The organism is Nocardioides pinisoli, assembly GCF_024199985.1.
Lineage (GTDB): Bacteria > Actinomycetota > Actinomycetes > Propionibacteriales > Nocardioidaceae > Nocardioides > Nocardioides pinisoli.
Genome location: NZ_JANARS010000009.1, coordinates 106,376 through 131,199, shown reverse-complemented (window position 1 = coordinate 131,199; position 24,824 = coordinate 106,376). Strand labels below are relative to the sequence as shown.

Here is a 24,824-nt window from a genome sequence, read left to right as displayed (position 1 = left end):
CACGTCAGAACAGCTGCGCGACCGCGCGCACGGCGTTGTCGCGGTAGAGCGCCAGACCCTCGTCGACGCCGTACGCCAGGTCCTCCAGCGCGCGCACGCGGCCGAAGAACCACGCCCGGGGCAGCAACCCCTCCGTCCCGAGCCCGTGGGAGGCGAAACGCGCCACGGCTACCTCGCCGGCGGCCGGGCCGAGGTCGCGCAGCACGAGGCCGAGGTCGAGGGCTGGGTCGCCGAGGACGGCGTCGGACCAGTCGATGACTCCGGTGATCTCGTCGCCGTCGACGAACACGTGCTCGGCGCCGAGATCGCCGTGGACCAGGGCAGGCCCCGGGGCGGGTCCCAGGAGCGGGTCGGCGGCGAGGAAGGCGTCGAGCCCCTCGCGCGCGCCCGCCGGGACCAGGGCCAGGACCTCGGGCCGGTCGCAGGCCTCGACCGCCTCCGCCAGGAGCAGGTCCGGGCGGGCCACGTCCTCCGGCACGAGGCCGGCCACCCGGTCGGGCGGCACCGCGGCCACGCTCGCCACGAAGTCGCCCAGGCGCTCCGCGAGCGAGCGCGTCCGACGTGGGCCGAGGCCGGTCAGGTGCTCGAGGAGCGCGGAGCCGGGGACGCGCTCCATCTCCATGAGTCCCCGGGCAGGCCAGGTCCGCAGCACCCGGGGCACGGGCAGCGAGGCGTACGCCCCGACGACGTCGAGCAGCGTCGCCTCGCGTGCCACGTCCAGGCTGCCGGACCCGGGCCGGCGCCGGCGCAGCACCGTCCCGTCGGCGCGGACCGTCACTGCGTGGTCGTGGCCCGCGTGGTCGAGCCCCTCAGGCATCGACGGGCTCGGGTCGGGGCGCCGTCTCGATGGTGACGTGCGGCAGCGAGCGGTCCAGCCACCGGGGCAGCCACCAGTTGCGGTCGCCGAGGAGCTCCATGACGGCCGGGACCAGCACCATCCGGACCACGGTCGCGTCGATCAGCACGGCGAACGTCAGGCCGAAGCCGAAGAGCTGGAGCTCGCGGCTGGTGCCGAGGACGAAGCTGCCGAACACGCACACCATGATGGCAGCGGCGGCGGTGATCACCCGGGCGGTGCGGGCCAGGCCCTCCGCGACCGCCTCCGCGTTGTCGCCCGAGCGCTCGTACTCCTCGCGGATGCGCGAGAGCAGGAACACCTCGTAGTCCATCGACAGGCCGAAGACGATGGCGATGAGCATCATCGGCGCCCACGCCTCGAACGGCCCGGCGGCACCGAGGTCCAGCAGGTCCACGCCCCAGCCCCACTGGAAGACCGCCACCGTGGCTCCGAAGGAGGCGCCAATCGACAGCAGGTTGACCACCACGGCCTGCACCGCCACCGGCAGGCCGCGGAAGACGGCCATCAGGAGCAGCAGCGCCAGGCCGAGGACCACGGTGAGGAAGAGGGGGAGCCGCTCGGCGTTGTAGTCCGCGAAGTCGACCGCCGCAGCGGTGGAGCCGCCCACGGCGACGTCGGTGAGCGGGTCCTCCACGGCGGCGGGGAGGACCTCGTCGCGCAGACGGTGCACCAGGTCGGTCGTCTCCTCCTCGCGCGGACCGGTGGTCGGGACGACCTGCAGGAGGGCCACGTCCCCGGAGGGCGCCACGACGGGCGGGCTCACCTGCGCGACGCCGTCGGTCGCGCGGAGGGCGTCGCCCAGCTCCTCGTACGCCGGGCCCGCGTCGGCCGAGCCCCGGACCGCGACGACGAGCGGGCCGTTGGTACCCGCGCCGAAGCCCTCGGCGAGGAGGTCGTACGCGCGTCGCGAGGTGTCGCTCGTCGGCTTGGTGCCGGCGTCGGAGAACCCGAGCCGCATGTCGAGCACGGGGAGGCTGAGCAGGACGAGGACGGCGGTGGCGGCGACGGCCCAGGGCAGCGGACGGCGCTGTACCTGCCGGCTCCAGCGCCGGGCCGGGCCGCCGTCGTGGTCCTCGTGCCGACGGCGCACCGAGAACCGGTCGATCCGCGGGCCGACGAGGGCGAGCAGGGCGGGCAGCAGGGTGACCGCGGCGAGCATGGTGACGAGCACCGAGCCGGCGATGCCCAGGGCGACGCCGGTGATCAGCTTGAGGTCCATGAGCACCAGGCCCAGCGACGCGATGACGACCGTGACGCCGGCGAAGAGCACCGAGCGGCCGGCCGTCGTCAGCGCGACCACGATCGCCTCCCTCGTCGCGGACCCCGTCGCGAGCGCCTCGCGGTACCGGGTGACGACCAGGAGGGCGTAGTCGATACCGACACCGATGGCGATCATCGCCGCGACGGGCGCGGCGAAGGTGGGCATGTCGACCCAGCGGGCGCCGAGGCCCACGACCGCCACGCCGCTGGCCGCGCCGACGACGCCGACGAGGATGGGGAGCCCCATCGCGAAGACCGAGCCGAAGGCGAACAGCAGGATCACCACGGCGGCGAGGATGCCGATCACCTCGCTGGGTGGACCGGACTCGCCCTGCTCGACGACGAGGCCGCCCAGCTCGACGGTCAGCGTGTCGCCGGAGTAGCGCTCGCGCGTCTGCTCGAGCTCCTCGGACAGGTCGGCCAGCTCCTCGGGGTCCTGCTCGGGCAGGTCGACCGCGACGTAGGCGATCTCGCCGTCCTCGGACATCTGGAAGGAGCCCTCCTGCGAGAAGGGGCTCGTCACGCGGGCCCCCGGGGCGGCCGCCTGCACCTCCGCCACGAGGTCGTCCACCACGGCGCGGGTCTCGGGGTCGTCGAGCCCGCCGTCGCGCTGGAGCACGAGCTGTGCCTGGGTCCCGCCGCCGAAGGAGAAGCCGCCGTCGGCGAGGATCTCGCTGGCCCGCTCGCTCTCCGAGCCCGGCAGCGAGTAGTCGTCCTCGGTCTGACCGCCCACGGCGCCCGCGAGCACCGAGAGGCCGATCGTCGTGACGAGCCACGCCGCCACGACGACGTACCTCAGCCGCGCGCAGGTCTCGGCAAGTCTTCTCATGGTCGTCTCTCCGCTCAGGCAGGCGTCACCGGTCGGCCGCGACGCTAGGCGGGGCTGGCCGCGCGAGGAGTCCCGTCAGGAGCGAGAGATCGTGCGCCCGGGAGCGACGACGCGGTCCGCGACGGGCGACACCCGCCGGCTCACCCGTGGTCTCAGTCGACGAGGCCGGCGCGGTGGGCGAGCACGACGAGCTGCGCCCGGTCGCGGGCGTCGAGCTTGGTGAGCAGCCGGCTGACGTACGTGCGGGCCGTCTCGGGACTGAGGAAGAGCGCCCGTCCGATCTCCTCGTTGGTCAGCCCGCGCCCGACGTGGGTGAGGATCTCCAGCTCCCGCTCGGTGAGGCCAGCCACCTCCTTCCGGCGCTCCCGCCCGGTGGGCAGCTGGGCGACGCGGTCCATGACCTGGCGCAGCACCGCGGGCGACATCTGCGCGTTCCCGGCGGCGGCCTCGCGGACGGACTGCCGCAGGGCGGGGGCGTCGACGTCCTTGAGCAGGTAGCCCGTCGCGCCGGCGGCCAAGGCCTCCACCACGTCGTCGGCGTCGTCGAACGTCGTGAGGACCAGCACGGGCGTGGGGGACAGGAGCGGGTCCGCCCGCACGGCGCGGATCGCCTCGACGCCGTTCATCTCCGGCATCTGCAGGTCCATCAGGATGACGGACGGCCGCAGCCGCCGCGCCTCGCGCAACCCCTCCCGGCCGTTCGCGGCCTCGCCCACGACGGTCAGGTCCTCGGAGTTCTCCAGGATCGCCCTCAGGCCCGCCCGCAGCAGGGTCTGGTCGTCGACGAGCAGGACGGTGGTCACGATGCCCCTCCGGTGTTGACGTCGGCAGGTCGGGGTAGTGGGATCCGGGCCCGCACGGTCCAGCCGGAGTGGCCGGGCGTCACGTCGAGGGTGCCACCCAGTGTCCGCAGCCGCTCGCGCATCCCGGCCAGCCCGTGGCCCGGCTCGACCTCGAGCCGCCCGGGGGTGCGGCCGTCGTCGCGGACGGTCACCTCGAGAGGCCCGTCGCCGTCGACCGCGACCCTCACCTCGATGCGGTTGCCGGTGGAGTGCCGGATCGCGTTGGTGACGGCCTCCTGCACGACCCGGTAGGCCGCCGTACCGACCGACTCCGGGACGTCGACGTCGGCGACCTCGACGGTGGTGTCGTACCCCGCGGCCCGAGGCGCCGTCATGAGGCCCGCGACGTCGGCCAGGCCGGGGGCCTGGTCGTCGTCCGGGCGCGGGCTCCGCAGTACCGCGACCGTGCGGCGCAGGTGGGCGAGGCCGTCGAGCACCGACTCCCGCACCAGCGCCAGCGCTTGTGTGCCGGCCGTTCGGTCGCTGCCGGCCTCCTGGGCGACCTGGGCGTAGAGACCGGCCACCGAGAGCGAGTGCCCGAGCGAGTCGTGCAGCTCGCGGGCCAGGCTCAGTCGCTCCTCCCGCAGTCGTGCCGACGCGTCGAGCTCGCCCTGGCGCACCAGCAGGCCGGTGACCTGGTCGGTACGGCGCCGGAGCGCGCGACTCACCCGGACCACGTGCCCGAGCGCGACGGCCGCCGCCATCAGCGAGGCGTGGTAGACCAGCTCGTAGCCCAGGACGAACGCGGTCCCCTGCCCGACCGCGAGCCGGTAGGCGGTGGAGAGTCCCAGGACGACCACGCCCGTCGCGATCGCGGCCCGGACGGCACCCACCTCCGCCGCGGAGTAGAGCGCGGCCGCCATGGGCACGCCCACGCCGATCGGGGGGAAGCCGGAGGCGTAGTAGGAGAAGAACCCGACGGTGGTCAGCGCCAGCACCAGGAGGGGGCGGTCGCGGCGCACGAGCATGAGCAGCCCGAAGCCGACGGCCCAGAGGTAGGCCGCGGGCTCGACGTCGTCGTACGTGCTGCCGGCGGCCGTCACGACGGCGGTCAGCACGACCGCCACGAGGGCGGCGAGGAGGAGGTCACCGCGTCGGGTCTCCACGCTGCTCTCCTCTCCCAGGGTGCCGGGGCCGCAACGAGCGTCATCGGTGCCTATCGTGGCGCGAAACCGCGTGTCATGCGTAGCGCGACGTGGCGCGCGCCCGCCGTGGTCCGACGTGCCGGCACGGTAGGCACGCGGAGGTGCGTCCCACTGTCCCCGCCGGGCGACAGGCGCGACTCCTCGGGGCGACGCGCCGGTGCGCCTTGCGCGGGACCGCGCCCTTTGGGCGGGCAGCCATGACGGTCCGGCACGTGGAGGAACGTGCTGATCCCATGTCGACGAGAGCTGCCTTTCTCAGGGCAACAGGACCGACACGACGCTGCCTCCGTCGTTCGCGTCCTCGATCCAGATGCGCCCGCCGTGACGCTCGACGATCCGCCGGCAGGTCGCCAGACCGATCCCGCTGCCGGGGTAGTCCGTGGCCTCGCGGTGGAACACCTCGAAGACCCGCTCCCGCGACGACGGTGGGATGCCGATCCCGTTGTCGGTGAAGTGGAGCGTCCACGCCCGGGTGGCCGCATCCTGCTCGGCGGTGACGTGCACGTGCGGGGCGACCCCCGGTGCGACGTACTTGAGGCTGTTGCCGACCAGGTTCGAGACGACCTGCCGGAAGAGGACCGCCTCGACGCGGAGCGACGGCAACCCGTCGTGGGTGACGCGGGCGGGACGGTCCGCCGCCACGGCGAGCTCCTCCGCGACGTCGTCGACCATGACGCCGAGGTCGACCCACTCCCGCTGCAGCTCGGCACTCTCGGCCCGCGAGTAGAGGAGGAGGCCCTCGATGAGCGAGTTCAGCCGCCTGGCGGCGCGGGAGATGGCCACCGCGCCACGGGGCACGTCCTCGGGGCCGTAGGACTCCGCCATCAGGTCGGCGTGCATCAGGATCGCCATGAGCGGCGACTTCAGGTCGTGGGCGACGGCGGCGGCGAAGCGGTCGAGCTCGGCGTTGGCCGCGGCAAGCTCATCGTTGGCCTGCCGCAGCTCCCTGTTGAGCCGGACGAGCTGCTGGGCGTCCGCGAGGCGCTCGGTGATGTCGACGAGGTGGTGGATGCTGTGCATGGACGAGCCGTCGACGTCCACGACGACGCTCGCGCTGAAGTCCACCCACAGGGGCCGGCCGTCGGACCTGACGAACCGCTTCTCGTACTGGAGCTTGTCGACCTCGCCGCTGAGGAGGCGCGGAACCATCTCGGCGTCCAGGTGGGCGTCGTGGGGGTGCGTGATGTCGTTGCAGGACATGGACCGCAGCTCGTCCAGGGACCAGCCGAGCATGTCGACGGCGACGGGGTTGGCCGAGATCACTGCACCGAACTCACCGTCGCCCACCTCGGTCAGGAGCATGCCGACCGGCGCGTTCTCGAATGCGGTGCGGGCGCGCTTCTCGCTCAGCTCCAGCGCGCTGCGGGCGGTCTCCCGGTCGGTGACGTCGCGGATGAACGCGTGGAAGTGTGGACCCCCCTGCCACTCCAGCTCGCCGACGCTGAGCTCGACGAGGATGCGGCTCCCGTCGCGGCACAGGGCCTCCACCTGCACCGGATCCGCTCCCAGATGCGCCGTGCCCCCGGCCGCGCGGCGCCGGAGCCCCTCGTGGTGCGCCTCCTTGTACTGCTCGGGCACGACGAGGTCGGTGAGCAGCTGCCCGGCAGCCTCGTCGACGGACCAACCGAAGAGCCGCTCCGCCGCACGGTTCCACCACTCGACCCGGTCCTCGTGGTCGAGCACGACGAAGGCGTCCGGTGACGTCTGCATGGCTGCCACGAGCAGCCGGTCGCGAGGAGCCGCTGGGTGGCCCGCTGTGCCGTCATCACGGGACGTGGTCGTCTCGGGACCCGCCCCCTCGTCCATCGCGTCAGTATCGCCCTGACGGTCGGACTGCGGCGTCGAGTCGGCAGTATCCCACCCTTTGGGGTGACCTGTGTGTGGTGCGGACCGGCTGGCGTGCCTACGTGCCCTCGTGCACTTCGCGTCGCGCGCCGAGAGCGGCGGCGCGGACGTGCAGGTGGTGCACCTGACCGCGTCGTTGGCGCTCCTCCGGGACGTGCTCGGGGTCGAGGTGCTGGGGAACGTCTAGACGTCGGGCCAGGTGCGTCCGTCGACGGGGAAGGACGCCCACACGGCCTTGGGGGCGTCGCGGGCCAGCTCGACGCCCCGGTCCAGGCTCGCCGAGGCGACGATGTCCAGGCCGCGACCGGTGGGGTCCGTGGCTCCCGTGGTCCGGCGGACCGGTGCCCGGGGTGACTCGTCGCTCACCGTCAGCAGGAGCACGTCCTCGAGGCGCTCCAGCGTGACGGTGAACGTCGTGCGGGCGTGGAGGATGGCGTTGGTGGCGAGCTCGCTCGTCACCAGGCGCACCGGGTCGATGAGGTGCGACAGCTCGTGCTGCACGAGCCGCTCGGTGATGAAGGATCGGGCGAGGGACGCGCTGAACGGGTCCGCGTCGAAGCTGGCGCGGTGGGTCCAAGCCGACGCACGGCGTGACATCCTCACCCCCCGCGCTCGAAGCTCGTCGTGACGTGCTCGGGCGACACCTGCCGACTACCGACGATACGCCGGGTGGCGCGCCGGCGACAGGCGCCTCAAGCGCTGTGCGAGCCGTCGACCCGCGTGGCCTCCCGCGAGCGCCGCCACGGCAGCGCGCCCTCCAGCTCGACCTCGAGGGAGAAGCTGAGGAACGTGCGTACGACGACGATGAGCCCGAGTGCCAGCGCGCTCTCCAGGGTGGCGTCGACGGTGATGGTGAGCACGATGTCCGCGATGATCAGCAGCTCCAGGCCGAGGAGGATCGCCCGGCCCACGCCACGTCGGACCCGTTCGTAGGCCACGGTCATGCCGGTGCGTCTCGCCGTCGCCAGTGCGTACCCGAAGGCAGCCAGGGCCCCGACCACCAGGACGACGACGCCGGCCAGCTCGAATCCGTGGACCACCAGCTCCATCAGGGCGTCGAAGTCTGCGTCCTCCATGACTCCCACACTTCCACGAGCGCAGCGGTGCCGACACCGCGTCACGGGTGGGACGCGAGGAGGGGTCGCGGGCTAGACATCGTGGCGACCCGGGAGCCGCGGGCGTAGCGTCGATCGCTGCGGGCGCAGGGCCGCCGTCGAACGGGACATCGAGGCGACGGGAACTGCCCGCGGGGCCTGTCCAGCCGGCCCCGCGGGCAGCCCAGGGGGCGCGAACGACCCCTCAGTTCCAGCCGGCGGTCTTCTGGACCGACCAGGGACAGCGGTCCGCTGTCCACGCGGTCGACCGGGGACGTACCCACCCGGCGTCTCCTCGCAGTGGTCTGGACCATTCGTATGAGCAGGCGGCGACACCAGTCCCGCGGCCTGAGCCGGGAGTCCCGGTCGTCACCGGGACACCGGGACGCGAGGACCGCGCACGGCCACCCGCGACTGCCCGGCGCACCGCCTTCCCGGGGTCGTCCGGAGCGTCCCGCCGGGCTCGAGATCACCGGCCCGTGCCCCCGGAACGTCGCCGGCGCGACGGTCGATCCACGAGGCGGGAACCCTCCCGCCGGACGGGATCGGGTGATCGAGATGCGTACCTCTCTCCTGGTGGGGACAGTGGCGCTGGGCGTGGCCACGGCGATGGCGACGCCCGCGTTGACCGCAGCAGCCGGGGGCGGACCGCCGTCGCCGGCCGCGGCTGTCGGCACTGCCCGGCTCTCGAACGTCGGATCCGTGGCCCCCGCGGCCGACGTCCTCTTCAACGACCCCACCGGGGACGAGGCCGCCCAGGACCGGATCGCCGACCACGTCCGACAGGCGATCGAGGCGACTCCCGAACACGGCGCCATCCGCATGGCGGCCTACAGCTTCGACCGGCCCGACATCGCGGTCGCACTCCGCCGCGCGTGCACCGAGCGACAGGTCACGGTGCAGCTCGTCCTGAACGACAACTACGTCTCCGCCCCCGTGCGGCGCCTGCGGCGGTTGCTCGGTGGCGATGCGGCGTCGAGCAGCGGCGCCTGCCACGCGCGCGGCGAGTCCCGGGGGAGCAGCACCGAGCCGAGCTTCGTCAAGGTCTGCCACGCCAGCTGCCGGCTCGGCGACCGCGGCAACCAGCACATGAAGGTCTACCTGTTCTCCGGGGGAGCCGGCGCCGAGACGGTCGTCATGCTGGGCTCGGCCAACCTCACCGAGTACGCCGCGGGCGTGCACTGGAACGACCTGGTCACCCTCACCGGCGACCGGCCGCTCCACGACGACTACAGCCGGGTCTTCGCCGAGCTCGCAGCCGACCGCCTCTCGCCCGTGCCGGCGGTCGACCTGGCCCACGGGGACGTGACGACGAGCGTGCCGCCCGGGCGGCCCGCGACCGCCGATGACGACACCGTGGCCCAGCGGCTCGCGAGGGTCGGCTGCCGCGCGCTGGCCGGCAGCGGCGTGGGCGGTCGGACGGTGGTCCGGATCAGCATGTACGGCTGGCGCGGGGCGCGCGGAACCGACCTCGCCCGACGGGTGGCCGCGCTGCACCGCGACGGATGTCGCGTGCAGGCGCTGGTGAGCGCCGCAGGCCCGGACGTCGTCTCCACCCTCGTCGCCGCCGGCGTCCGCGTGCGGAGCGCATCCCTCGACGTCGACGGCGACGTGGCCACCGGCTTCGAGGACTCGGGGTGGGAGCACTTCCTGCACGAGAAGTGGATGTCGGTCGACGGCACCTGGGGCGGCTCCGCCACACGAGCGGTGTGGACCGGCTCGGAGAACTGGTCGGACGTGTCCCTCCTCAACGACGAGCTGGTGGTGATGATCCCGCGGCACGACATCCACGACGCGTACGCCGACCACTTCGACGACGTGTGGGACGAGCACTCGCGGCCAATCGCACCGGCACCTGGGCTCGTGTGAGCCTCGTCTCCGCATCCGGACCCCGGGGTCGACAACTTTGCCGGCCCGGGGCTCGTCACCTCTTGGACGGGACCGGACCGGTCGTGCGCACAGGTCCGGTCGACACGCCTGCCCGCACCCGGGACACCGGGGGCCGGGACGGGCCCGAGCGTGACGTCCCCACCGAGCGTGGGGGCGGGAAGGCGAGTTCGTGCCGAGATTGTTGGTCGCCATCACCCTGTGCCTGGTCGTGGGCACCCCACTGGCGGCGGGACCCACCGCAGCCGCCCCACCCGTCGCCGGAGGCGCCACCTCGGTGGCCGCCTCGGCGGTCGCCCCGACGGGCGTCGCGACGGTGGGCGCCGACCGGACGGCGCGAGTCGATCGCAAGCGGTGGAAGGCCCCACAGGGTCCGTTCTTCAACGACCCGCGCCGCAAGAAGGGCTGGTTCCGGATCGAGCGGAAGGTCATCGACACGATCAAGCACACGCCCCGGGGCTCGACGATCCGGATCGCCGTCTACTCCTTCGACCGGATGCCCGTCGCGAAGGCGCTCATCGCCGCCCACCGGCGCGGCGTCGAGGTGCAGATGATCCTCAACGACCACCAGTACACGAAGGCGATGCGGGCGGTCCGCCGGGAGATCGGGGCCAAGCGCTACCGCTCGAGCTTCATCACGCGGTGCACGGCCGGGTGCCGGAGCAAGCAGAACCAGTACAACAACATGCACACGAAGTTCTACTCGTTCTCCCGGGCGGGCAGGTCGAAGGACGTGCTGGCGGTGGGGTCGGCCAACCTGATGCTCAACGCGGACAAGCACCAGTGGAACGACCTCTACTTCACCTCCGGCGACCACAGGCTCTTCCGCCAGTTCGTCCGGCTGTTCAACGACATGCGCAAGGACCACGCCACGCGCCAGCCGCCCCAGTTCTTCTGCGGCACCCCGGCCAACGGCGTCGCGTGCGACGACTCCGTCGACAAGCACACGGTCTGGGCCTGGCCCAAGCCGTCGGGACCGAAGAACGACCTCGTCCTCGACCTGCTCGGCAAGGTGCAGTGCCTGACGCCCGACGGCGCGGGCGGGCAGAAGCGAAGCCGCATCGCGGTGTCGATGCACACCATGCGCGGCAGGCGCGGCGACTACCTGGCGTCGGCGATCCGGCAGAAGTGGATCGAGGGGTGCAAGGTGCGAGTGATGTACGGCCTCATCGGCTACCACACCAAGCGCGTCGTCGGTGCTCCGACCGCCCGCGGGCGCATCCCGCTGCGCTCGACCGGGCTCGACTTCAACCCGTACGACGACTACGACCTCAACAAGGACGGCAAGGACGACCTGATCCTCAGCGTCTACAGCCACCAGAAGTACGTCGCGATCCAGGGCACCTACAACGGTGTCCCCGACACCCACATGACCGTCACGGGGTCCTCCAACTGGGCGAGCCTGAGCCCCGGCAACGACGAGCTCTGGATGACGATCCGTGGCAAGAAGCTGACCCGGAAGTACGTCAAGAACTTCAACTACCAGTGGCGGAACAAGCGCAACTCGCGCAACGCCTACACCACGACCTACGTCAACTTCCGCGTCGCGCGGACGGTCACCGACGCGGACGGCACCCCGCGCACCGTGTGGCGGACCGTCCGGCGGCCGGTCACGACGATCGAGCGCGACCCCTACCGCAAGGGGCCGTTCTGGGAGTCCGACTGAGGAGCCGACCGAGGGGCGTGGCAGCGGTCCGAGCCGGGCCGGAAAAATGTCGCGTGGACCCGTAACACCCCGGAGCGTCCCGGCGCTGAGCAAGTAGGCGGCCGCGTTCCGCCGGGTCCAACACCGCTCACCCGTGCCCCGACCTCCCGCCGAGGCACGGATCCCCCCAGAGTCGGTGGGACGACCCGAACAACGCGCAGGACAGCGGCGCGGCCCTCCGGGGCCGCGCCGCTGCTGCGTCGTACGGCGGTCTGGTCGACCGTGAGGCCGGTGGTGGGTCAGCGGATGGCGAGGGTCGCGGCGCTCACGCACAACGTCGCGCACACCGCGCCCCACGCGGCGAGCCGGAGCAGCGGGACCCGCAGGCCCGCCGACCGGCAGCGCTGCAGCCACAGGAGCGTGGCGAGCGAGGCCCAGGGGGTGACCAGGGCGCCGGCGTTGACCCCCACGAGCGTCGCGACGAGGCGTCGTACGTCGTCGGCCGCCGCAGGCTCCACCAGGAGGTAGGCCGGCAGGTTGTTGACCAGGTTGGCCGCGACCGCGGAGGCGGCGGAGAGGTGCAGCAGGTCGAGCGTGCGGGTGCCGGAGCCGACCGCGGGGGCCAGCCAGTCGAGGAGGCCCTCGCCCTGCGCCAGGCGGAGCAGCCCGGCGACGAGCACGAAGCCGCCTGCCATCAGCCACGGCGGACGTACCTCGCGCAGCAGCCCCGGAGCCCGCCACGCCAGGACGGCGAGCAGGACGGCCGCCGACCCCAGCGCCACGACGGCGGGTTCGACGCCGACGGCGAACAGCGGCCCGATGACGACGCACACGACGGAGCCGAGGACGAGCAGCACGCGGTCGTGCGGGTCCGCCGGGGGCTCGACGGCGTACGTCCCACGCAACGCCCGCCGCTGGAGGACGGCGATCAGGACCAGGGTGAGGACGATCGCGGTCACGGCCGGCGCGGCCGCCGTACGCACGTAGTCGCCGTGGCCCGCCCCGAGGTCCTCGAAGCGGTGCACGGCCAGCAGGTTGGTCAGGTTGGACACGGGGAGCAGCAGCGACCCGGTGTTGGCGATCCAGAGCGTGGTGAGCGCGAAGGGGAGCGGCGCGACCCCGGTCTGGCGCGCGATGGCGAGGCCGACGGGCGTGAGGAGGACGGCGGTGGTGTCGAGACTCAGCACGATCGTGCAGGCCACGGCCAGGGCGGCGAACGTCAGCCACAGGAGCAGGACGCGGTGACGGGCACGGCGCGCGAGGGCGTGGGCGGCCACGTCGAAGACGCCGGCCAGCTGTGCCACCTCGGCGGTGACGGTGATCGCGAGCAGGAAGACCGCGACGGGCAGCACCTGGGCCAGGACGGACGCCAGGGCGGGGTCGAGCAGGCCGTCCAGGGCCTGGCTCACGTCGTCACGAGGACGGCCCGCGGACCGAGCCCGTGGCCGGCTCGGGGACGGGGCCGAACTGCTGGTTGCAGGTCCACCCCGCGCAGTCGACGAGCTCGCGGCGCCGTGTCTCGAGCGCGGAGAGCACGTCGGCGTAGGCCGGGTCGTCGGCGAGGTTGACCATCTCGTCGGGGTCGAGCAGCCGGTCGTAGAGGAAGGTGTCGACGCCGTCGGTGCCGTAGAGGTAGCGCTCGGTGCGCACCCCGCGGTGCGACCAGCCGTCGCCGAGGGTGCGTCCGGTCTGGATGAGGGTCGTGTCGCGGAACGGCTGGTCCTCGCCGCGCAGGGTCGGCGCCAGGGAGGTGCCGTCGACCTGCCACTGCGGGGTGACCCCGGCCAGCGCTGCGAACGTGACGGGCAGGTCGACCAGCGTGACGGGGAGCGGCGAGGTGGCGCCGCGGACGACGTCGGGGCCCCGCACGAGGAGCGGCACCTGCAGGGCCTCGTCGGTGAGCACGTCCTTGCCGACGTAGCGGTGCTCACCGAGGGAGTAGCCGTTGTCGGACGTGAAGACGATGTAGGTGTCGTCGAGGACACCCTCCTCGTCGAGGGTCTCGACCAGGGATCCGACCGCACGGTCGACGGACTGCAGCGACTGCAGGCGGGCCGTGTTCTCGGCGGCCACCTCGTCGCGGGACACCGGTGCGCCGCGGCGGAGGTAGACGGGCTGGTCCGACACGTCCTCCTCGTCGAAGGCGGGGTCGTCGAAGGCGGACGGGCGCTGGTCGAGGAACAGCTTCTCATCCTGCGGCTCCGCGGGCGGGAGGCTGCGCCCGCCCTCGGGGCTGATCCGGTAGTGCGGTGCGAGGTGCCACGCGTAGACGACGAACGGCTCGCCGCTGCGCGCGAAGTCGCGGACCGCCTCGTTGGTGTGGTCCTCGATCACCGAGGTGACGTAGCTGTCGGTGTAGCGGCGCGGGTCGCCGTCGCCGGTCATCGAGAAGTCGACGTAGTCGTAGACGCCGCGGGTCAGGGCGTCCCAGCGCGACCACCCGGCCGGGCGCACGTCGCCGGGGTGGTAGCCGTTGAGGAACTTGCCGGCGAACGCGGTGCGGTAGCCGGCGTCGCGGAACCAGACGCTCGCCTCCTGCGCCGGGTCGAGCGCGTCGAAGCCTCCGTGGACGCCACGGTTGTGCTGGACGCCGTTGTTCTGGGCGTACTGGCCGGTGGCGAGCTGGGCGCGGGCCGGGCAGCACAGCGGGTGCGGCGAGATGGCATCGGTGAACTCGACCCCCTGGTCAGCCAGCAGGCGGCGGGTGATCGGCATGTGGTCGAGGTCGTCGTCGCGCATGTCGTCGGTGAGGACGAACACGAGGTTGGGGCGGGTCGGCTCGTCGGCGTCGGCGCCGGGGGACTGCGTGCCCTGCACCATCCGCACCGCACCGGACTCCCGGGCCTCACCGGTGCCGCTGGTCGCGGTGACCGTGGCCAGGGTGGCGACGAGGATGACCAGGAGGGCAGCCGTGATCGACTGTGCCCACGCTCGCATGCTGCCCCTCGCCCGAGACCCTGAGGGTCCTGCTCGTCCACCCGTGTGTCGGCGCAAGAGTAGGGCGCCCGGACCCTCCTCCCCAAGGCGACACGACGACTGGGGTGACAATGGACCCGACCGCTACCCTGTGGACTCGTCGCGGCCGGACACAACGGGGCGCGGCGCCTGCCCCGACCGCACCGACGAAGGAACCCGCAGCAGCCACCATGGACGAGAGTCAAAGTCCCCGCACGACCGCACTGACCTTCGGGTGCGCGTCGTGACCCCCCTCCTGCTCCTGCTCGTGTCGGTGGCCCTCGTGGCCGCCTGCGGCCTCTTCGTGGCCGCTGAGTTCTCCTTCGTCACCGTGGACCGGCCCAGCGTCGAGCGCGCCGCGGCCGCCGGTGACGAGGGCGCCCGCGGCGTGCAGCTGGCGCTGCGCTCGCTGTCGACGCAGCTGTCCGGTGCCCAGGTCGGCATCACCGTGACCAACCTCGCCATCGGCTTCCTCGCCGAGCCGGCGATCTCCGACCTCATCAGCGGGCCCCTCGCGTCCGCGGGCGTGCCCGACGGCGCCGTGACCCCGCTCTCCCTCGCGCTCGGCCTGGCGCTCGGCACGGTGGTCACGATGATCTTCGGCGAGATGGTCCCGAAGAACATCGCCATCGCCCGGCCGCTCCAGACCGCGCGCAACACCCAGGGCTTCATGCGCGGCTTCACCGCCCTCACCCGGGGCCCGATCCGGGCGCTCAACGGCTCGGCCAATGCGATCGTGCGCCGTCTCGGGATCGAGCCGCAGGAGGAGCTGCGCTCCGCCCGCAGCTCCCAGGAGCTGTCCTCCCTCGTCCAGCGGTCGGCCGACCAGGGCACGCTCGACGCCGACACCGCCGAGCTCGTCGAGCGCTCGGTCGAGTTCGGCACCCGCACCGCCGGCGAGATCATGACCCCCCGTGTGCGGACCACGACCGTCGAGGACGGTGACCGCGTCTCCGCGGTGATCGACCTGGCCCGTCAGACGGGGCACTCGCGCTTCCCGGTCCTCGACGCCGAGGACACCGTCGTCGGCACCGTGCACGTCAAGCACGCGGTGGCCGTGCCGGTGCACGAGCGCGCCACGACCCGCATCAAGCACGTCATGGTCCGCCCCGTCGTCGTACCCGACAGCCTGCGCCTCGACCCGCTGCTGGCCCTGCTGCGCCAGGACGGCTTCCAGATGGCCGTCGTGCTCGACGAGTACGGCGGGCACGCCGGCATCGTCACGCTCGAGGACGTCGTCGAGGAGATCGTCGGCGACATCTCCGACGAGCACGACCGGCTCGGCGCGCGGATCCGGCAGCGCCGCGACGGCAGCTGGACGCTGTCGGGGCTCCTGCGACCCGACGAGGTCGAGGACGTCACCGACATCGAGCTGCCTGACCACGAGGACTACGACACGGTGGCCGGGCTCGTCATGCGCGAGCTCGGCAAGATCCCCGAGCCCGGGGACCGCGTCGAGCTGCCGGTTCCCGACCGCAGCGACCCCCACGAGGTGCGCGAGCGCCTCGTCACCCTGACCGTGCAGCGGATGGACGGCCTGCGCATCGACCGGCTCGACCTGGTGCTGGTGGGGGAGGCCGACCGTGAACAGTGACCTCTTCGGCGTGGGCCTCGCCGTCGTGCTCCTGGCCCTCAACGCCTTCTTCGTCGGCTCGGAGTTCGCCCTGCTCGCCGCCCGCCGCAGCCAGATCGAGCCGCGCGCGCAGGAGGGTTCCCGAGCCGCCCGCACCACGCTGCGGGCGATGGAGAACATCTCGCTCGTCATGGCCGGCGCCCAGCTCGGCATCACCGTCTGCTCGCTCGGACTGGGTGCCATCGGCGAGCCCGCTGTCGCCCACCTGCTCGAGCCGGTGTTCCACGCCGCCCGGATGCCCGACGACCTGCTGCACCCGGTGTCCTTCGTGGTCGCGATGTCGATCGTGGTCTACCTGCACGTCGTCCTCGGCGAGATGGTGCCGAAGAACATCGCGCTCGCCGGTGCCGACCGGGCCGCGCTGGTCCTCAGCCCCCCGATGATGGCGATCGTCACCGTGCTGCGACCCGTCATCGCCGGCATGAACATGGCCGCCAACGGCGTGCTGCGGCTGCTGCGCATCGAGCCCAAGGACGAGGTCCACTCGAGCTTCACCCGCGAGGAGGTCGCCGCCCTCGTCGAGGAGTCGCGCGGCGAGGGCCTGATCGAGGCCGACGAGTACGACAGGCTCGCGGGGGCTCTCGGCTTCACCGAGAAATCGGTGGCGTCGATCGTCATGACGCCCGACTCCCTCGCCACGGTGGCACCGGGATCGACCGTCGCCGACGTCGAGGCAGTCTGCGCCGCCACCGGCTTCAGCCGCTTCCCGGTCGCCGGCGACGACGGCACGATGCTGGGCTACCTCCACATCAAGGACGCCCTGGAGTCAGACGACGACAAGCGCTCGCGCGTCATCGAGGACAAGTGGATCCGGCCCTTCGCGTCGGTCCACCCCGACGACCTGCTCCACGACGCGCTGGAGAGCCTCCAGGTCAAGGGCGCCCACATGGCGCGGGTGGTGGAGCGTGACGGCAGCGTCATCGGGCTGGTGACGCTCGAGGACGTGCTCGAGGAGCTCGTCGGCGAGATCCGCGACGCCGCGCACCACGACGTGTCCGGCGCCGAGGCGTACTGAGTGCTGGATAGGGTCTGATCGTGTCCGAGGAAGCCTCTCGCGTCTGGACCGTGCCCAACATCATCAGTGTGGTGCGGCTGGCCGGCGTGCCCCTCTTCCTCTGGCTGGTGCTCGGCCCGGAGGCCGACGCCATCGCGCTCGTGGTGCTGATGGTCGCCGGCTTCACCGACTTCCTCGACGGGTGGCTGGCGCGACGGCTCGACCAGTACTCCACGCTGGGCGAGATCCTCGACCCGGTGGCCGACCGGCTCTACATCCTGGCGGTCGTGGTCGGCCTCTACCTGCGCGACATCATCCCGTGGTGGGTGGCCATCGCGCTGCCGCTGCGCGACCTCTTCCTGTGGGGCCTCGTGCCGCTCCTGCGCACGCGGGGCTTCTCCGCCCTGCCGGTGCACTTCCTCGGCAAGGCGGCCACCTTCAACCTGCTCTACGCCTTCCCGCTGCTGCTCCTCGGCGAGGGCGACGGCATCGTCGCCACCCTCGCCCGCAACTTCGGGTGGGCGTTCGCGTGGTGGGGGATCGGCCTCTACTGGTGGGCGGGGGTCCTCTACGCCTGGCAGGTGCGCACCCTGCTGCGCGAGACGCCACGTCGTAGATCACCGGCGACGGACCATGGCTGAGCCGGAGCCCCGTCCGGGGGCGGAGCCCCGGTTGCCCGAGCACGTCACGACCCCGCTGCTGACCCTCATCACCACGCGGTCGATGGACGAGGACTACGCCCACGTCGCCCAGAAGCGCGCCGCTGCGGGCGATGACGGTCCCCAGGCGACTCGGCCGCACTGGTCCAGCCTGCTGGCGGTGGCGGTCCTCGGGCTGATGGCGGCCGTCGTGGCCGTGCAGACCGACCGGGAGGCCCCGGCCGAGGAGCTGAGCAGGGCCGCGCTGGTCGAGCAGATCGACAACCGCAGCGACCAGGTCCGCGCGCTCCAGAGTCAGATCGCCGACCTGAACAGGTCCAACGCCGCCCTCGCGAGCAGCAGCACGAAGAACCAGGGGGAGCTCGACGACATGGAGACGCGGGTCCGCCGCGCCGAGCTCGTCTCCGGCTTCTCCGCCGTCCACGGCCCCGGCGTGCGGATCACCGTCGACGACCGGCCCGGGGGAGAGGTGGACGGCGAGGTGCTCGACGAGGACCTCGCCACGCTGGTCGACGGCCTCTTCGCCGCCGGCGCGGAGGCCGTGGCGATCAACGACCAGCGGGTCAACGCACTGGGCGGCATCCGCAACACCAACCGTGCCGTCCACGTCAACGGCCGCCCGGTCAACGCCCCCTACGTCGTCTCGGCGATCGGCGACCCGCGCACCCTGCAGGCCCGGCTCGTCGAGACCTACCAGGGGCAGCAGTGGTTCGCCCGCGTCAACAACTACGGATTTGTCTACGCCGCGGAGAATGTCGACGACATCCGCCTGCCGGCTGCGCCCGAACGCGTCCTCCGTGATGTGATCGAGCTCGATGCCGACCCCAACAGCGGGCCTGAACGAGAAGGGAGCTCGCCGTGATCGCCGCACTCGGCCTGCTCCTGGGCATCATCGCCGGGCTGGCCTTCGCCCCCGACGTCCCGCTCAGCCTGCAGAACTACCTGCCGATCGCCGTGGTAGCCGCCCTCGACGCGGTCTTCGGCGCGCTCCGCGCCTACCTCGACGGCATCTTCGACGACAAGGTCTTCGTCGTCTCGTTCGTCAGCAACGTCGTGGTCGCGGCGGCCATCGTCTACCTCGGCGACCAGCTGGGCGTCGGCTCGCAGCTCAGCACCGGCGTGGTCGTCGTGCTGGGCATCCGCATCTTCTCCAACGTCGCAGCGATCCGTAGGCACGTCTTCCATGCCTGAGCACCGCACCCGCCCCCAGCCCGAGCCCGGTCGCGAGCGGCTGCGCCGCGCGGTGGTACGACCGTCGCGACGCCAGGTCGTGGTCGGGGCGCTGCTGGCCGTCCTGGGCTTCGCCTTCGTCGTCCAGGTGCGTGACACCGCGGCCAACGACACCTACGCCGGTCTCCGCGAGGGAGAGCTGGTCGAGGTGCTCGACGGGCTCACCGGCACCGCCGAGCGAGCACGGCGCGAGGTCGACCGGCTCGAGGCCCGGCGCGACGAGCTCGCCGACGAGAACCAGGCACGGTTCGCGGCGCTCGACGAGGCCGAGCAGCGGGTCCGCACCCTCAACATCATCGCGGGGCTCGTGCCCGTCACGGGCCCGGGCGTGCGGGTGACCATCACCGAGTCGTCGAGCCGCGTCAACGTCGGGTCGCTCCTCGACACGGTGCAGGAGCTGCGGACGGCCGGCGCCGAGGCGATGGAGTTCAACGACTCGATCCGGCTCGGGGCGGACAGCTCGTTCGACTCCGCGGTGGGCGGCATCGAGCTCGACGGCCAGCTGCTGGAGCCGCCCTACGTCCTCGAGGTGATCGGCGACCCGCACGTGCTCAGCACGGCGCTGTCCTTCTCCACCGGACCCATCGAGACCCTGGAGACCTACGACGGCGCCTCGGTGGAGGTGGAGGAGCTCGAAGCCGTCCAGATCACCAGCGTCCGGGAGCCGTCCCGACCTGAGTATGCGGAGTTCGGCACCGGCCAGTAGCCTGCCGGACACCCCCGCAGCCGCACGTCCCACGTCACGACCACCGCACCTAGGAGTCCCCGTGTATCCGGAGAACCTCAAGTACACCAGCGAGCACGAGTGGGTCCGCACCCCCGGTGACACCGAGGGCTCGGTCCGTGTCGGGATCACCGACTTCGCCCAGGACGCCCTCGGCGACATCGTGTACGTCTCCCTGCCGCAGGTCGGCGACCAGGTGACGGCGGGGGAGACCTGCGGGGAGCTCGAGTCCACCAAGTCGGTCAGCGACATCTACGCCCCGGTGACGGGTGAGGTGGTGGCCACCAACCCGGCCCTGGACTCCACCCCCGAGCTGGTCAACAGCGACCCCTACGAGGCGGGCTGGCTGTTCGAGGTCGGCGTCGCCGACGCCGCCCAGGTCGACGGGCTCATGGACGCCGCCGCCTACCAGGCCGGGCTGGACGGCTGAGCCCGACCGGTGTGGTCCGACCGCCCGGCAGCGGCACCGCCGGGCTGGTAGGTTCGGGGAAACCGTCAACCTCAACCCTCGCCTGAGGGTTCAGCGTCGATCCGTCGAGGAGCTTCCAAATGCCGTTCTGCACCGCCTGTGGCAAGCAGAACCCTGACGATGCGCGCTTCTGTGCCCAGTGCGGCACCAAGCTGCTCGCTGGGGAGGACACGGGCGCGAGCCCGGTCGAGTCCACTGCGACGATCACCTTCGGGGTCCCCGACCAGCGGGAGTCCTCCGACCGCCAGCTCAGCCCGGTCGACGCGGCGGCGGTCGACGCCCTCCCCGAGGGCCACGCGCTGCTGGTCGTGCAGCGCGGACCGAGCGCCGGCAGCAGGTTCCTCCTCGACGTCGACGTCGTGGGCGCCGGCCGCCACCCGGACAGCGAGATCTTCCTCGACGACGTCACCGTCTCGCGCCGGCACGCGGAGTTCCGCCGCTCGGGCTCGGGCTACACCGTGAGCGACGTCGGCAGCCTCAACGGCACCTACGTCAACCGTGACCGGATCGACTCCGTCGAGCTCAACGACGGTGACGAGGTCCAGATCGGCAAGTACCGCCTGGTGTTCTTCTCCTCCCACCCGGCCAGCTGAGCCGTGAGTGCCTCGACGGCCTCGGGTGCGAGTCGCGGCGCCCGCTACAACATCGGTCAGGTGCTCGACCAGCTGCGAGGCGACTTCCCCGGGGTGACCATCCCCAAGATCCGCTTCCTCGAGGACCAGGGTCTCGTCAAGCCCGAGCGGACCGCTGCCGGCTACCGCAAGTTCTCAGCGGACGACGTGTCGCGACTGCGCTACATCCTGACCATGCAGCGCGACCACTACCTGCCGCTGAAGGTGATCGGCGACCACCTCGACGCGATCGACCGCGGCCTGGAGCCGCCGGCGATCGAGTCGGTCGTGCCGACCGTGCCCAAGGTCGCGCTGAGCGCCGACGGCCTGCCGAGCCCCGAGTCGTTCCGCCGCAGCAGCGACCTGCGCCTCTCGCGCCGTGAGCTGATCAAGGTGGCCGACATCTCGGAGGACCTGCTCACCGAGCTCGAGCAGTACGGCCTCGTGAGCGCTCGCAGCGGCACCGGTCACTTCGACAGCGACGCGCTGGTGGTGGCACAGACCGCGCGCGAGCTGGCCGACTTCGGGTTCGAGCCGCGCCACCTGCGCGCGTTCAAGACGGCCGCCGACCGCGAGGTCGGCCTGGTCCAGCAGGTGGTCGCTCCCCTCGCCCGTGGCCGCGACGCTGCCGCCCGCGGGCGCGCCGAGGACGCCACGTCCGAGATCGCGGCGCTCTCGGTCCGCCTGCACGCGACCTTGGTGAAGGTCGGTCTGGACCGCGGCTGATCCGGCGGCCCCGCCCTCGCGGGGCGATCAGGACGCGTGAGTAGTCTGGACGCATGCGCGAAATGGACGTCGTGGGTGTCCGCGTCGAGATGCCCTCCAACCAGCCGATCGTGCTGCTGCGCGAGGTCACGGGGGAGCGCTACCTCCCGATCTGGATCGGGGCGGTCGAGGCCACGGCCATCGCCTTCGCCCAGCAGGGCGTGACGCCGCCGCGGCCGCTCACCCACGACCTGATGCGCGACGTGCTCGAGGCCACGGGTCAGCACCTCGACGAGGTGCGCATCATCGACATGAAGGACGGGGTGTTCTTCGCCCAGCTGGTCTTCGACGGCGGCGCCGAGGTCGGTGCCCGTCCGTCCGACTCCATCGCGCTCGCCCTGCGCACCGGCACCCGCATCGTGTGTGCCGAGGCCGTGCTGGACGAGGCCGGCCTGGCAGTGCCCGCCGAGCAGGAGGACGAGGTCGAGCGGTTCCGCGAGTTCCTCGACCACGTCTCGCCCGACGACTTCGAGTCGCACTGACCCCAGCCGGACCCTCACCCTCAAGTTGAGGTTGAGGGTTACGACACGCCGCTGCGTGGATGGACAACCCGACGCATCGGGCTTAGTTTGAACTGTCTCTGTTGTAACTCCACCGTTGTGGTTGTCGGTCCTCCGGCGCCGGGCGGGCCCTTCCCCCAGGAGTTACCGCTCAGCGGAGGAACTGACCTGGAGGGTCACTGTGGCTAGCAACGAGAACGAGAACGGCGCCGACACCGCCGGCATGAAGGCTGCGGCCGCCGCCGCCGACCTCGCCGAGGAGCAGGGCCTGCTCTTCGCCGACGACGTCTCGCCGCTGCCGAGCGACACCGGCTACCGCGGTCCTACGGCGTGCAACGCCGCCGGCATCACCTACCGCCAGCTCGACTACTGGGCCCGCACCGGGCTCGTCGAGCCGAGCGTCCGCGGCGCCGCCGGCTCCGGGTCGCAGCGGCTGTACTCCTTCCGCGACATCCTGATCCTCAAGGTCGTCAAGCGGCTCCTCGACGCCGGCATCTCGCTGCAGCAGATCCGCACCGCGACCGCCCACCTGCGCGAGCGGGGCACCGACGACCTGACCCGCGTGACGCTGATGAGCGACGGCGCCTCGGTCTACGAGTGCACCAGCAACGACGAGGTCATCGACCTGCTCCAGGGCGGACAGGGCGTCTTCGGCATCGCGATCGGCGGGGTGTGGCGCGAGATCGAGGGAACGCTCGCCGAGCTGCCCTCCGAGCGCACCGCGGAGCAGGCGGCGCCGTCGGCCAACGACGAGCTCGCCGCCCGGCGCGCCGCCCGGCAGACCGGCTGACGCTCGCTCCGACCCTCCACCGGCTCCACCCGCATCTTCTCCAGGATCTCGACGAGGCCGCCCGCGCACCGGGCGGCCTCGGTCATTTCGGCCCGGTCCCGCTAGACTCGGTTCCGCCGACATCCCATGCGGGAGAGTCGCGGCGCACGGTCCCCGGACCGGACGTCGTGCGCCGAAGGGGCAATTCCTCCTACCTCCCCCGTATTGAACATTCCAGCTGTATTGGCGTGGAAAGTGCTTCGTCCTTCGTGACCACCGCCTCGCTGATGCGCCATGCAGCGTGTCTCGTCGAACTCCCGCGGTCTAGCGCGGCATTCTTAGATGCATGATGGACCGCGCCAGGGCAGCCTGCTTAGACCATGGGTGCGGGGTGCCGTGACTCAAGCTCAAGCTGTGCAACGACTTCACTATCTAGTCGACTACGCCGAGCTCCGTCGGAAGGTGTTTGACGGAGGCAATCCTTCGACGTTCGCCCAAATGAAGTTTGAGGCGGCAGGCATTGTCGCCAGCTATTTGGGCGCCCAGCACTACTTAGTCACGAAGCTCGGCGAGCTTCAGGTTCCGAGCCGGTTCGCAGCGGCAATCCCGCTGGCGATGCAGACTGACTCGGTCACGGACGAGTTCGTTGGGCTCGTCAACGCGGCCATCAACTTGCTCGATGTGACGTACGGGCGCTCGTCCCCTCACCCGCCCATCTGCGACCCTGACCTCTGGGAACACATCGAGGAACTCGTGCGCATCGAGGCATGGTCGAAAATCCCTGCGGCTGTCGCGACATTCGTCGAAGACTGGTTCCGGAAGCGCGGAGGCGACCCGCGCCACGAGAGTGGTGCCAAGCTTGTAGGAGGCGACCTCTTCAAACGTGTCCTGCGCGACTATCCCTTGGGCGGCCAGGAGAGCGAGCGGGCAGGATGGAGGTTCTTGGGCATGGGGCTGGCACAGGCGATCGGCAACCTCCACCGGCACAATATCGAGAACCGAGAAGACGCCGAGCAGCTGGCGTGGGGCGTGATCGGACTCGGAAGCCTGCTTCTCGGCGAATTGCGGCTTGCGCTTGCGGCTAGGTCAGACGGCTAGTTAGGTGTGTCACTACTGGCAACGCCAGTTGCCGGAAGACGAGATGCGGATGGCTGGTCGAAAGATCTAGTTGTGAGTGATCTGACTGACCAGCGGAGCGGAGGACACGCCCGGTTGGGGTCACAAGTCTCCGAGGCTGTAACCGACGACGTAGCCGCTTTCCTCTAGGTCGGCCTTCGAGAAGTTGAGTGCCCCTCGAGAGCCGAGTTCCACGGAGTAGTAGTCGGACGGTTCAATGGCTGCTTCGAAGTAGAGGATGCAGGACATGCCTTCACCGGTCTCAAGCATGTCGCGGAGCTCGGCGGTGGCCTCTTCGTGGGTGGTGGCGTCCATGCCGAGGGCGTTGTCACCGTCGAGCTCGGCTTGGGCGACGTCGTCGATGTTGCTCTCGGTGACGTTGACGACGTCACCGGATCCGACGATCTCGTCGTTGGTGCCGGTGATCTTCAGGGACATGCCGGATGTGAAGTCGTCGTACCCGTCGGTGCCTTCGCAGTCGTCCCAGGATCCTTCGACGGACCCGTCCGTATCGAAAAGGACAGCGATGCCACGCAGCGTTTTTCCCGACTTCGCGGCGGCGGTGGAGCCATCGCCGTCGTCGCCGAGGACGGAGAAGAGGACACCGCCGACGACGAGGATGAGGAGCAGTGCGCCTACGCCTGCGCCGACAAGGACGTTGCGGTTTGAGGACTCCTCATCCGTGGCAGCGGCGACGTGGGCACCGGCGCGGGGGCTTGGTGCCGGCGCGGTAGGCGCGGCGTGCTCGGGGTACCCCAAAGGGGCGACTGTCGGGGCGTCCGCGCTGGTGAACGCCGGCCTGGATTCGGCCTCTTTGGCGGTTGTCTGTGCTTGCGTGAGCGGGGCTCCGCATGTACTGCAGAACGCCGACCCCGGCGTGTTTTCGTGGCCCTGGGCGCACTGGTCTGGCATGGATGTCCCCCGAACGGTGATGCTGAACTGCAGGTGTGTGTCTGTCGAGCTGAGCGGATGAATGCTGGCCGCATCTACGGC

At 71.5% G+C, this 24,824-nt stretch carries 24 protein-coding genes; 14 read left to right on the top strand and 10 right to left on the bottom strand.

Translation table 11 applies throughout. The annotated features are described in order from the left end of the window. Positions 1-4: 4 nt before the first annotated feature. From NCI01_RS18700 to NCI01_RS18670, 7 genes are all read right to left on the bottom strand, one after another. On the bottom strand, positions 5-817 hold the full coding sequence (locus tag NCI01_RS18700; RefSeq protein WP_254182999.1) for a phosphotransferase family protein: 813 nt from the start codon (positions 815-817) through the stop codon (positions 5-7). Further along, on the bottom strand, positions 810-2,948 hold the full coding sequence (locus NCI01_RS18695) for an MMPL family transporter (protein ID WP_254182998.1): 2,139 nt from the start codon (positions 2,946-2,948) through the stop codon (positions 810-812). The genes NCI01_RS18700 and NCI01_RS18695 overlap by 8 nt, the downstream gene beginning before the upstream one ends. A gap of 152 nt (positions 2,949-3,100) precedes the next feature. Next, positions 3,101-3,751: a response regulator gene (locus NCI01_RS18690; protein WP_254182997.1), complete on the bottom strand. Its 651-nt coding sequence runs from the start codon at positions 3,749-3,751 to the stop codon at positions 3,101-3,103. After that, the gene (locus tag NCI01_RS18685; protein WP_254182996.1) at positions 3,748-4,896 is read right to left on the bottom strand and encodes a sensor histidine kinase; all 1,149 of its coding nucleotides are present in this window, start codon (positions 4,894-4,896) and stop codon (positions 3,748-3,750) included. The genes NCI01_RS18690 and NCI01_RS18685 overlap by 4 nt, the downstream gene beginning before the upstream one ends. 294 nt (positions 4,897-5,190) lie before the next feature. After that, positions 5,191-6,741, bottom strand: coding sequence for a sensor histidine kinase (locus NCI01_RS18680; protein ID WP_254182995.1), 1,551 nt, complete (start codon positions 6,739-6,741; stop codon positions 5,191-5,193). Positions 6,742-6,963: 222 nt separating this feature from the next. Then, a complete protein-coding gene (locus NCI01_RS18675) occupies positions 6,964-7,377 on the bottom strand; it encodes an ATP-binding protein (RefSeq protein ID WP_254182994.1) in 414 nt (137 codons plus the stop codon). A gap of 95 nt (positions 7,378-7,472) precedes the next feature. Further along, positions 7,473-7,856: a DUF1622 domain-containing protein gene (locus tag NCI01_RS18670; RefSeq protein ID WP_254182993.1), complete on the bottom strand. Its 384-nt coding sequence runs from the start codon at positions 7,854-7,856 to the stop codon at positions 7,473-7,475. 576 nt (positions 7,857-8,432) lie between these two features. Here NCI01_RS18670 and NCI01_RS18665 point away from each other — a divergent pair. Both NCI01_RS18665 and NCI01_RS18660 read left to right on the top strand, forming a co-directional pair. After that, positions 8,433-9,743, top strand: a complete 1,311-nt coding sequence (locus NCI01_RS18665; protein WP_254182992.1) for a phospholipase D-like domain-containing protein — start codon at positions 8,433-8,435, stop codon at positions 9,741-9,743. 190 nt (positions 9,744-9,933) lie between these two features. Then, the gene (locus NCI01_RS18660) at positions 9,934-11,427 is read left to right on the top strand and encodes a phospholipase D-like domain-containing protein (RefSeq protein ID WP_254182991.1); all 1,494 of its coding nucleotides are present in this window, start codon (positions 9,934-9,936) and stop codon (positions 11,425-11,427) included. 278 nt (positions 11,428-11,705) lie between these two features. Here the strand turns inward: NCI01_RS18660 and NCI01_RS18655 are convergent, their stop codons facing one another. Together NCI01_RS18655 and NCI01_RS18650 are read right to left on the bottom strand one after the other, a co-directional pair. Further along, positions 11,706-12,815 (bottom strand): ArsB/NhaD family transporter, encoded by a 1,110-nt coding sequence (locus NCI01_RS18655; protein ID WP_254182990.1) that lies wholly within the window; start codon positions 12,813-12,815, stop codon positions 11,706-11,708. Positions 12,816-12,819: 4 nt separating this feature from the next. Beyond that, positions 12,820-14,343, bottom strand: a complete 1,524-nt coding sequence (locus NCI01_RS18650; protein ID WP_254182989.1) for a sulfatase family protein — start codon at positions 14,341-14,343, stop codon at positions 12,820-12,822. A gap of 262 nt (positions 14,344-14,605) precedes the next feature. Here NCI01_RS18650 and NCI01_RS18645 point away from each other — a divergent pair, with 262 nt between their 5' ends. The 12 genes from NCI01_RS18645 (at position 14,606) to NCI01_RS18590 (ending at position 23,813) form a co-directional block, all read left to right on the top strand. Continuing rightward, positions 14,606-15,955 (top strand): hemolysin family protein, encoded by a 1,350-nt coding sequence (locus NCI01_RS18645; protein ID WP_254182988.1) that lies wholly within the window; start codon positions 14,606-14,608, stop codon positions 15,953-15,955. Next, positions 15,945-17,009, top strand: coding sequence for a hemolysin family protein (locus NCI01_RS22850; protein ID WP_254182987.1), 1,065 nt, complete (start codon positions 15,945-15,947; stop codon positions 17,007-17,009). The genes NCI01_RS18645 and NCI01_RS22850 overlap by 11 nt, the downstream gene beginning before the upstream one ends. A gap of 20 nt (positions 17,010-17,029) precedes the next feature. Further along, positions 17,030-17,629: a cardiolipin synthase ClsA gene (gene clsA, locus NCI01_RS18635; RefSeq protein ID WP_372495208.1), complete on the top strand. Its 600-nt coding sequence runs from the start codon at positions 17,030-17,032 to the stop codon at positions 17,627-17,629. Then, the gene (locus NCI01_RS18630) at positions 17,622-18,509 is read left to right on the top strand and encodes a DUF881 domain-containing protein (protein ID WP_254182986.1); all 888 of its coding nucleotides are present in this window, start codon (positions 17,622-17,624) and stop codon (positions 18,507-18,509) included. The genes clsA and NCI01_RS18630 overlap by 8 nt, the downstream gene beginning before the upstream one ends. Beyond that, positions 18,506-18,838 carry a small basic family protein gene (locus NCI01_RS18625; RefSeq protein WP_254182985.1) on the top strand — a complete coding sequence of 111 codons (333 nt, stop codon included), beginning with the start codon at positions 18,506-18,508 and terminating at the stop codon, positions 18,836-18,838. Before NCI01_RS18630 ends, NCI01_RS18625 begins: the two co-directional genes overlap by 4 nt. Further along, complete coding sequence (locus NCI01_RS18620) at positions 18,831-19,583, top strand: DUF881 domain-containing protein (RefSeq protein WP_254182984.1); 753 nt, start codon at positions 18,831-18,833, stop codon at positions 19,581-19,583. Before NCI01_RS18625 ends, NCI01_RS18620 begins: the two co-directional genes overlap by 8 nt. Positions 19,584-19,644: 61 nt before the next feature. Then, positions 19,645-20,031, top strand: coding sequence for a glycine cleavage system protein GcvH (gcvH, locus tag NCI01_RS18615; protein WP_254182983.1), 387 nt, complete (start codon positions 19,645-19,647; stop codon positions 20,029-20,031). Between the two features lie 119 nt (positions 20,032-20,150). After that, positions 20,151-20,663, top strand: coding sequence for a zinc-ribbon and FHA domain-containing protein (locus tag NCI01_RS18610; RefSeq protein ID WP_254182982.1), 513 nt, complete (start codon positions 20,151-20,153; stop codon positions 20,661-20,663). Between the two features lie 3 nt (positions 20,664-20,666). Continuing rightward, a complete protein-coding gene (ftsR, locus tag NCI01_RS18605) occupies positions 20,667-21,407 on the top strand; it encodes a transcriptional regulator FtsR (RefSeq protein ID WP_254182981.1) in 741 nt (246 codons plus the stop codon). 53 nt (positions 21,408-21,460) lie between these two features. Then, positions 21,461-21,928 carry a bifunctional nuclease family protein gene (locus NCI01_RS18600; RefSeq protein ID WP_254182980.1) on the top strand — a complete coding sequence of 156 codons (468 nt, stop codon included), beginning with the start codon at positions 21,461-21,463 and terminating at the stop codon, positions 21,926-21,928. A 241-nt stretch (positions 21,929-22,169) separates the two neighbouring features. Beyond that, complete coding sequence (locus NCI01_RS18595) at positions 22,170-22,736, top strand: MerR family transcriptional regulator (RefSeq protein ID WP_254183040.1); 567 nt, start codon at positions 22,170-22,172, stop codon at positions 22,734-22,736. A gap of 477 nt (positions 22,737-23,213) precedes the next feature. Next, positions 23,214-23,813 (top strand): TIGR02391 family protein, encoded by a 600-nt coding sequence (locus tag NCI01_RS18590; protein WP_254182979.1) that lies wholly within the window; start codon positions 23,214-23,216, stop codon positions 23,811-23,813. A gap of 120 nt (positions 23,814-23,933) precedes the next feature. Here NCI01_RS18590 and NCI01_RS18585 read toward each other — a convergent pair whose 3' ends face one another. After that, positions 23,934-24,590, bottom strand: coding sequence for a hypothetical protein (locus NCI01_RS18585; RefSeq protein WP_254182978.1), 657 nt, complete (start codon positions 24,588-24,590; stop codon positions 23,934-23,936). Positions 24,591-24,824: the final 234 nt, after the last annotated feature.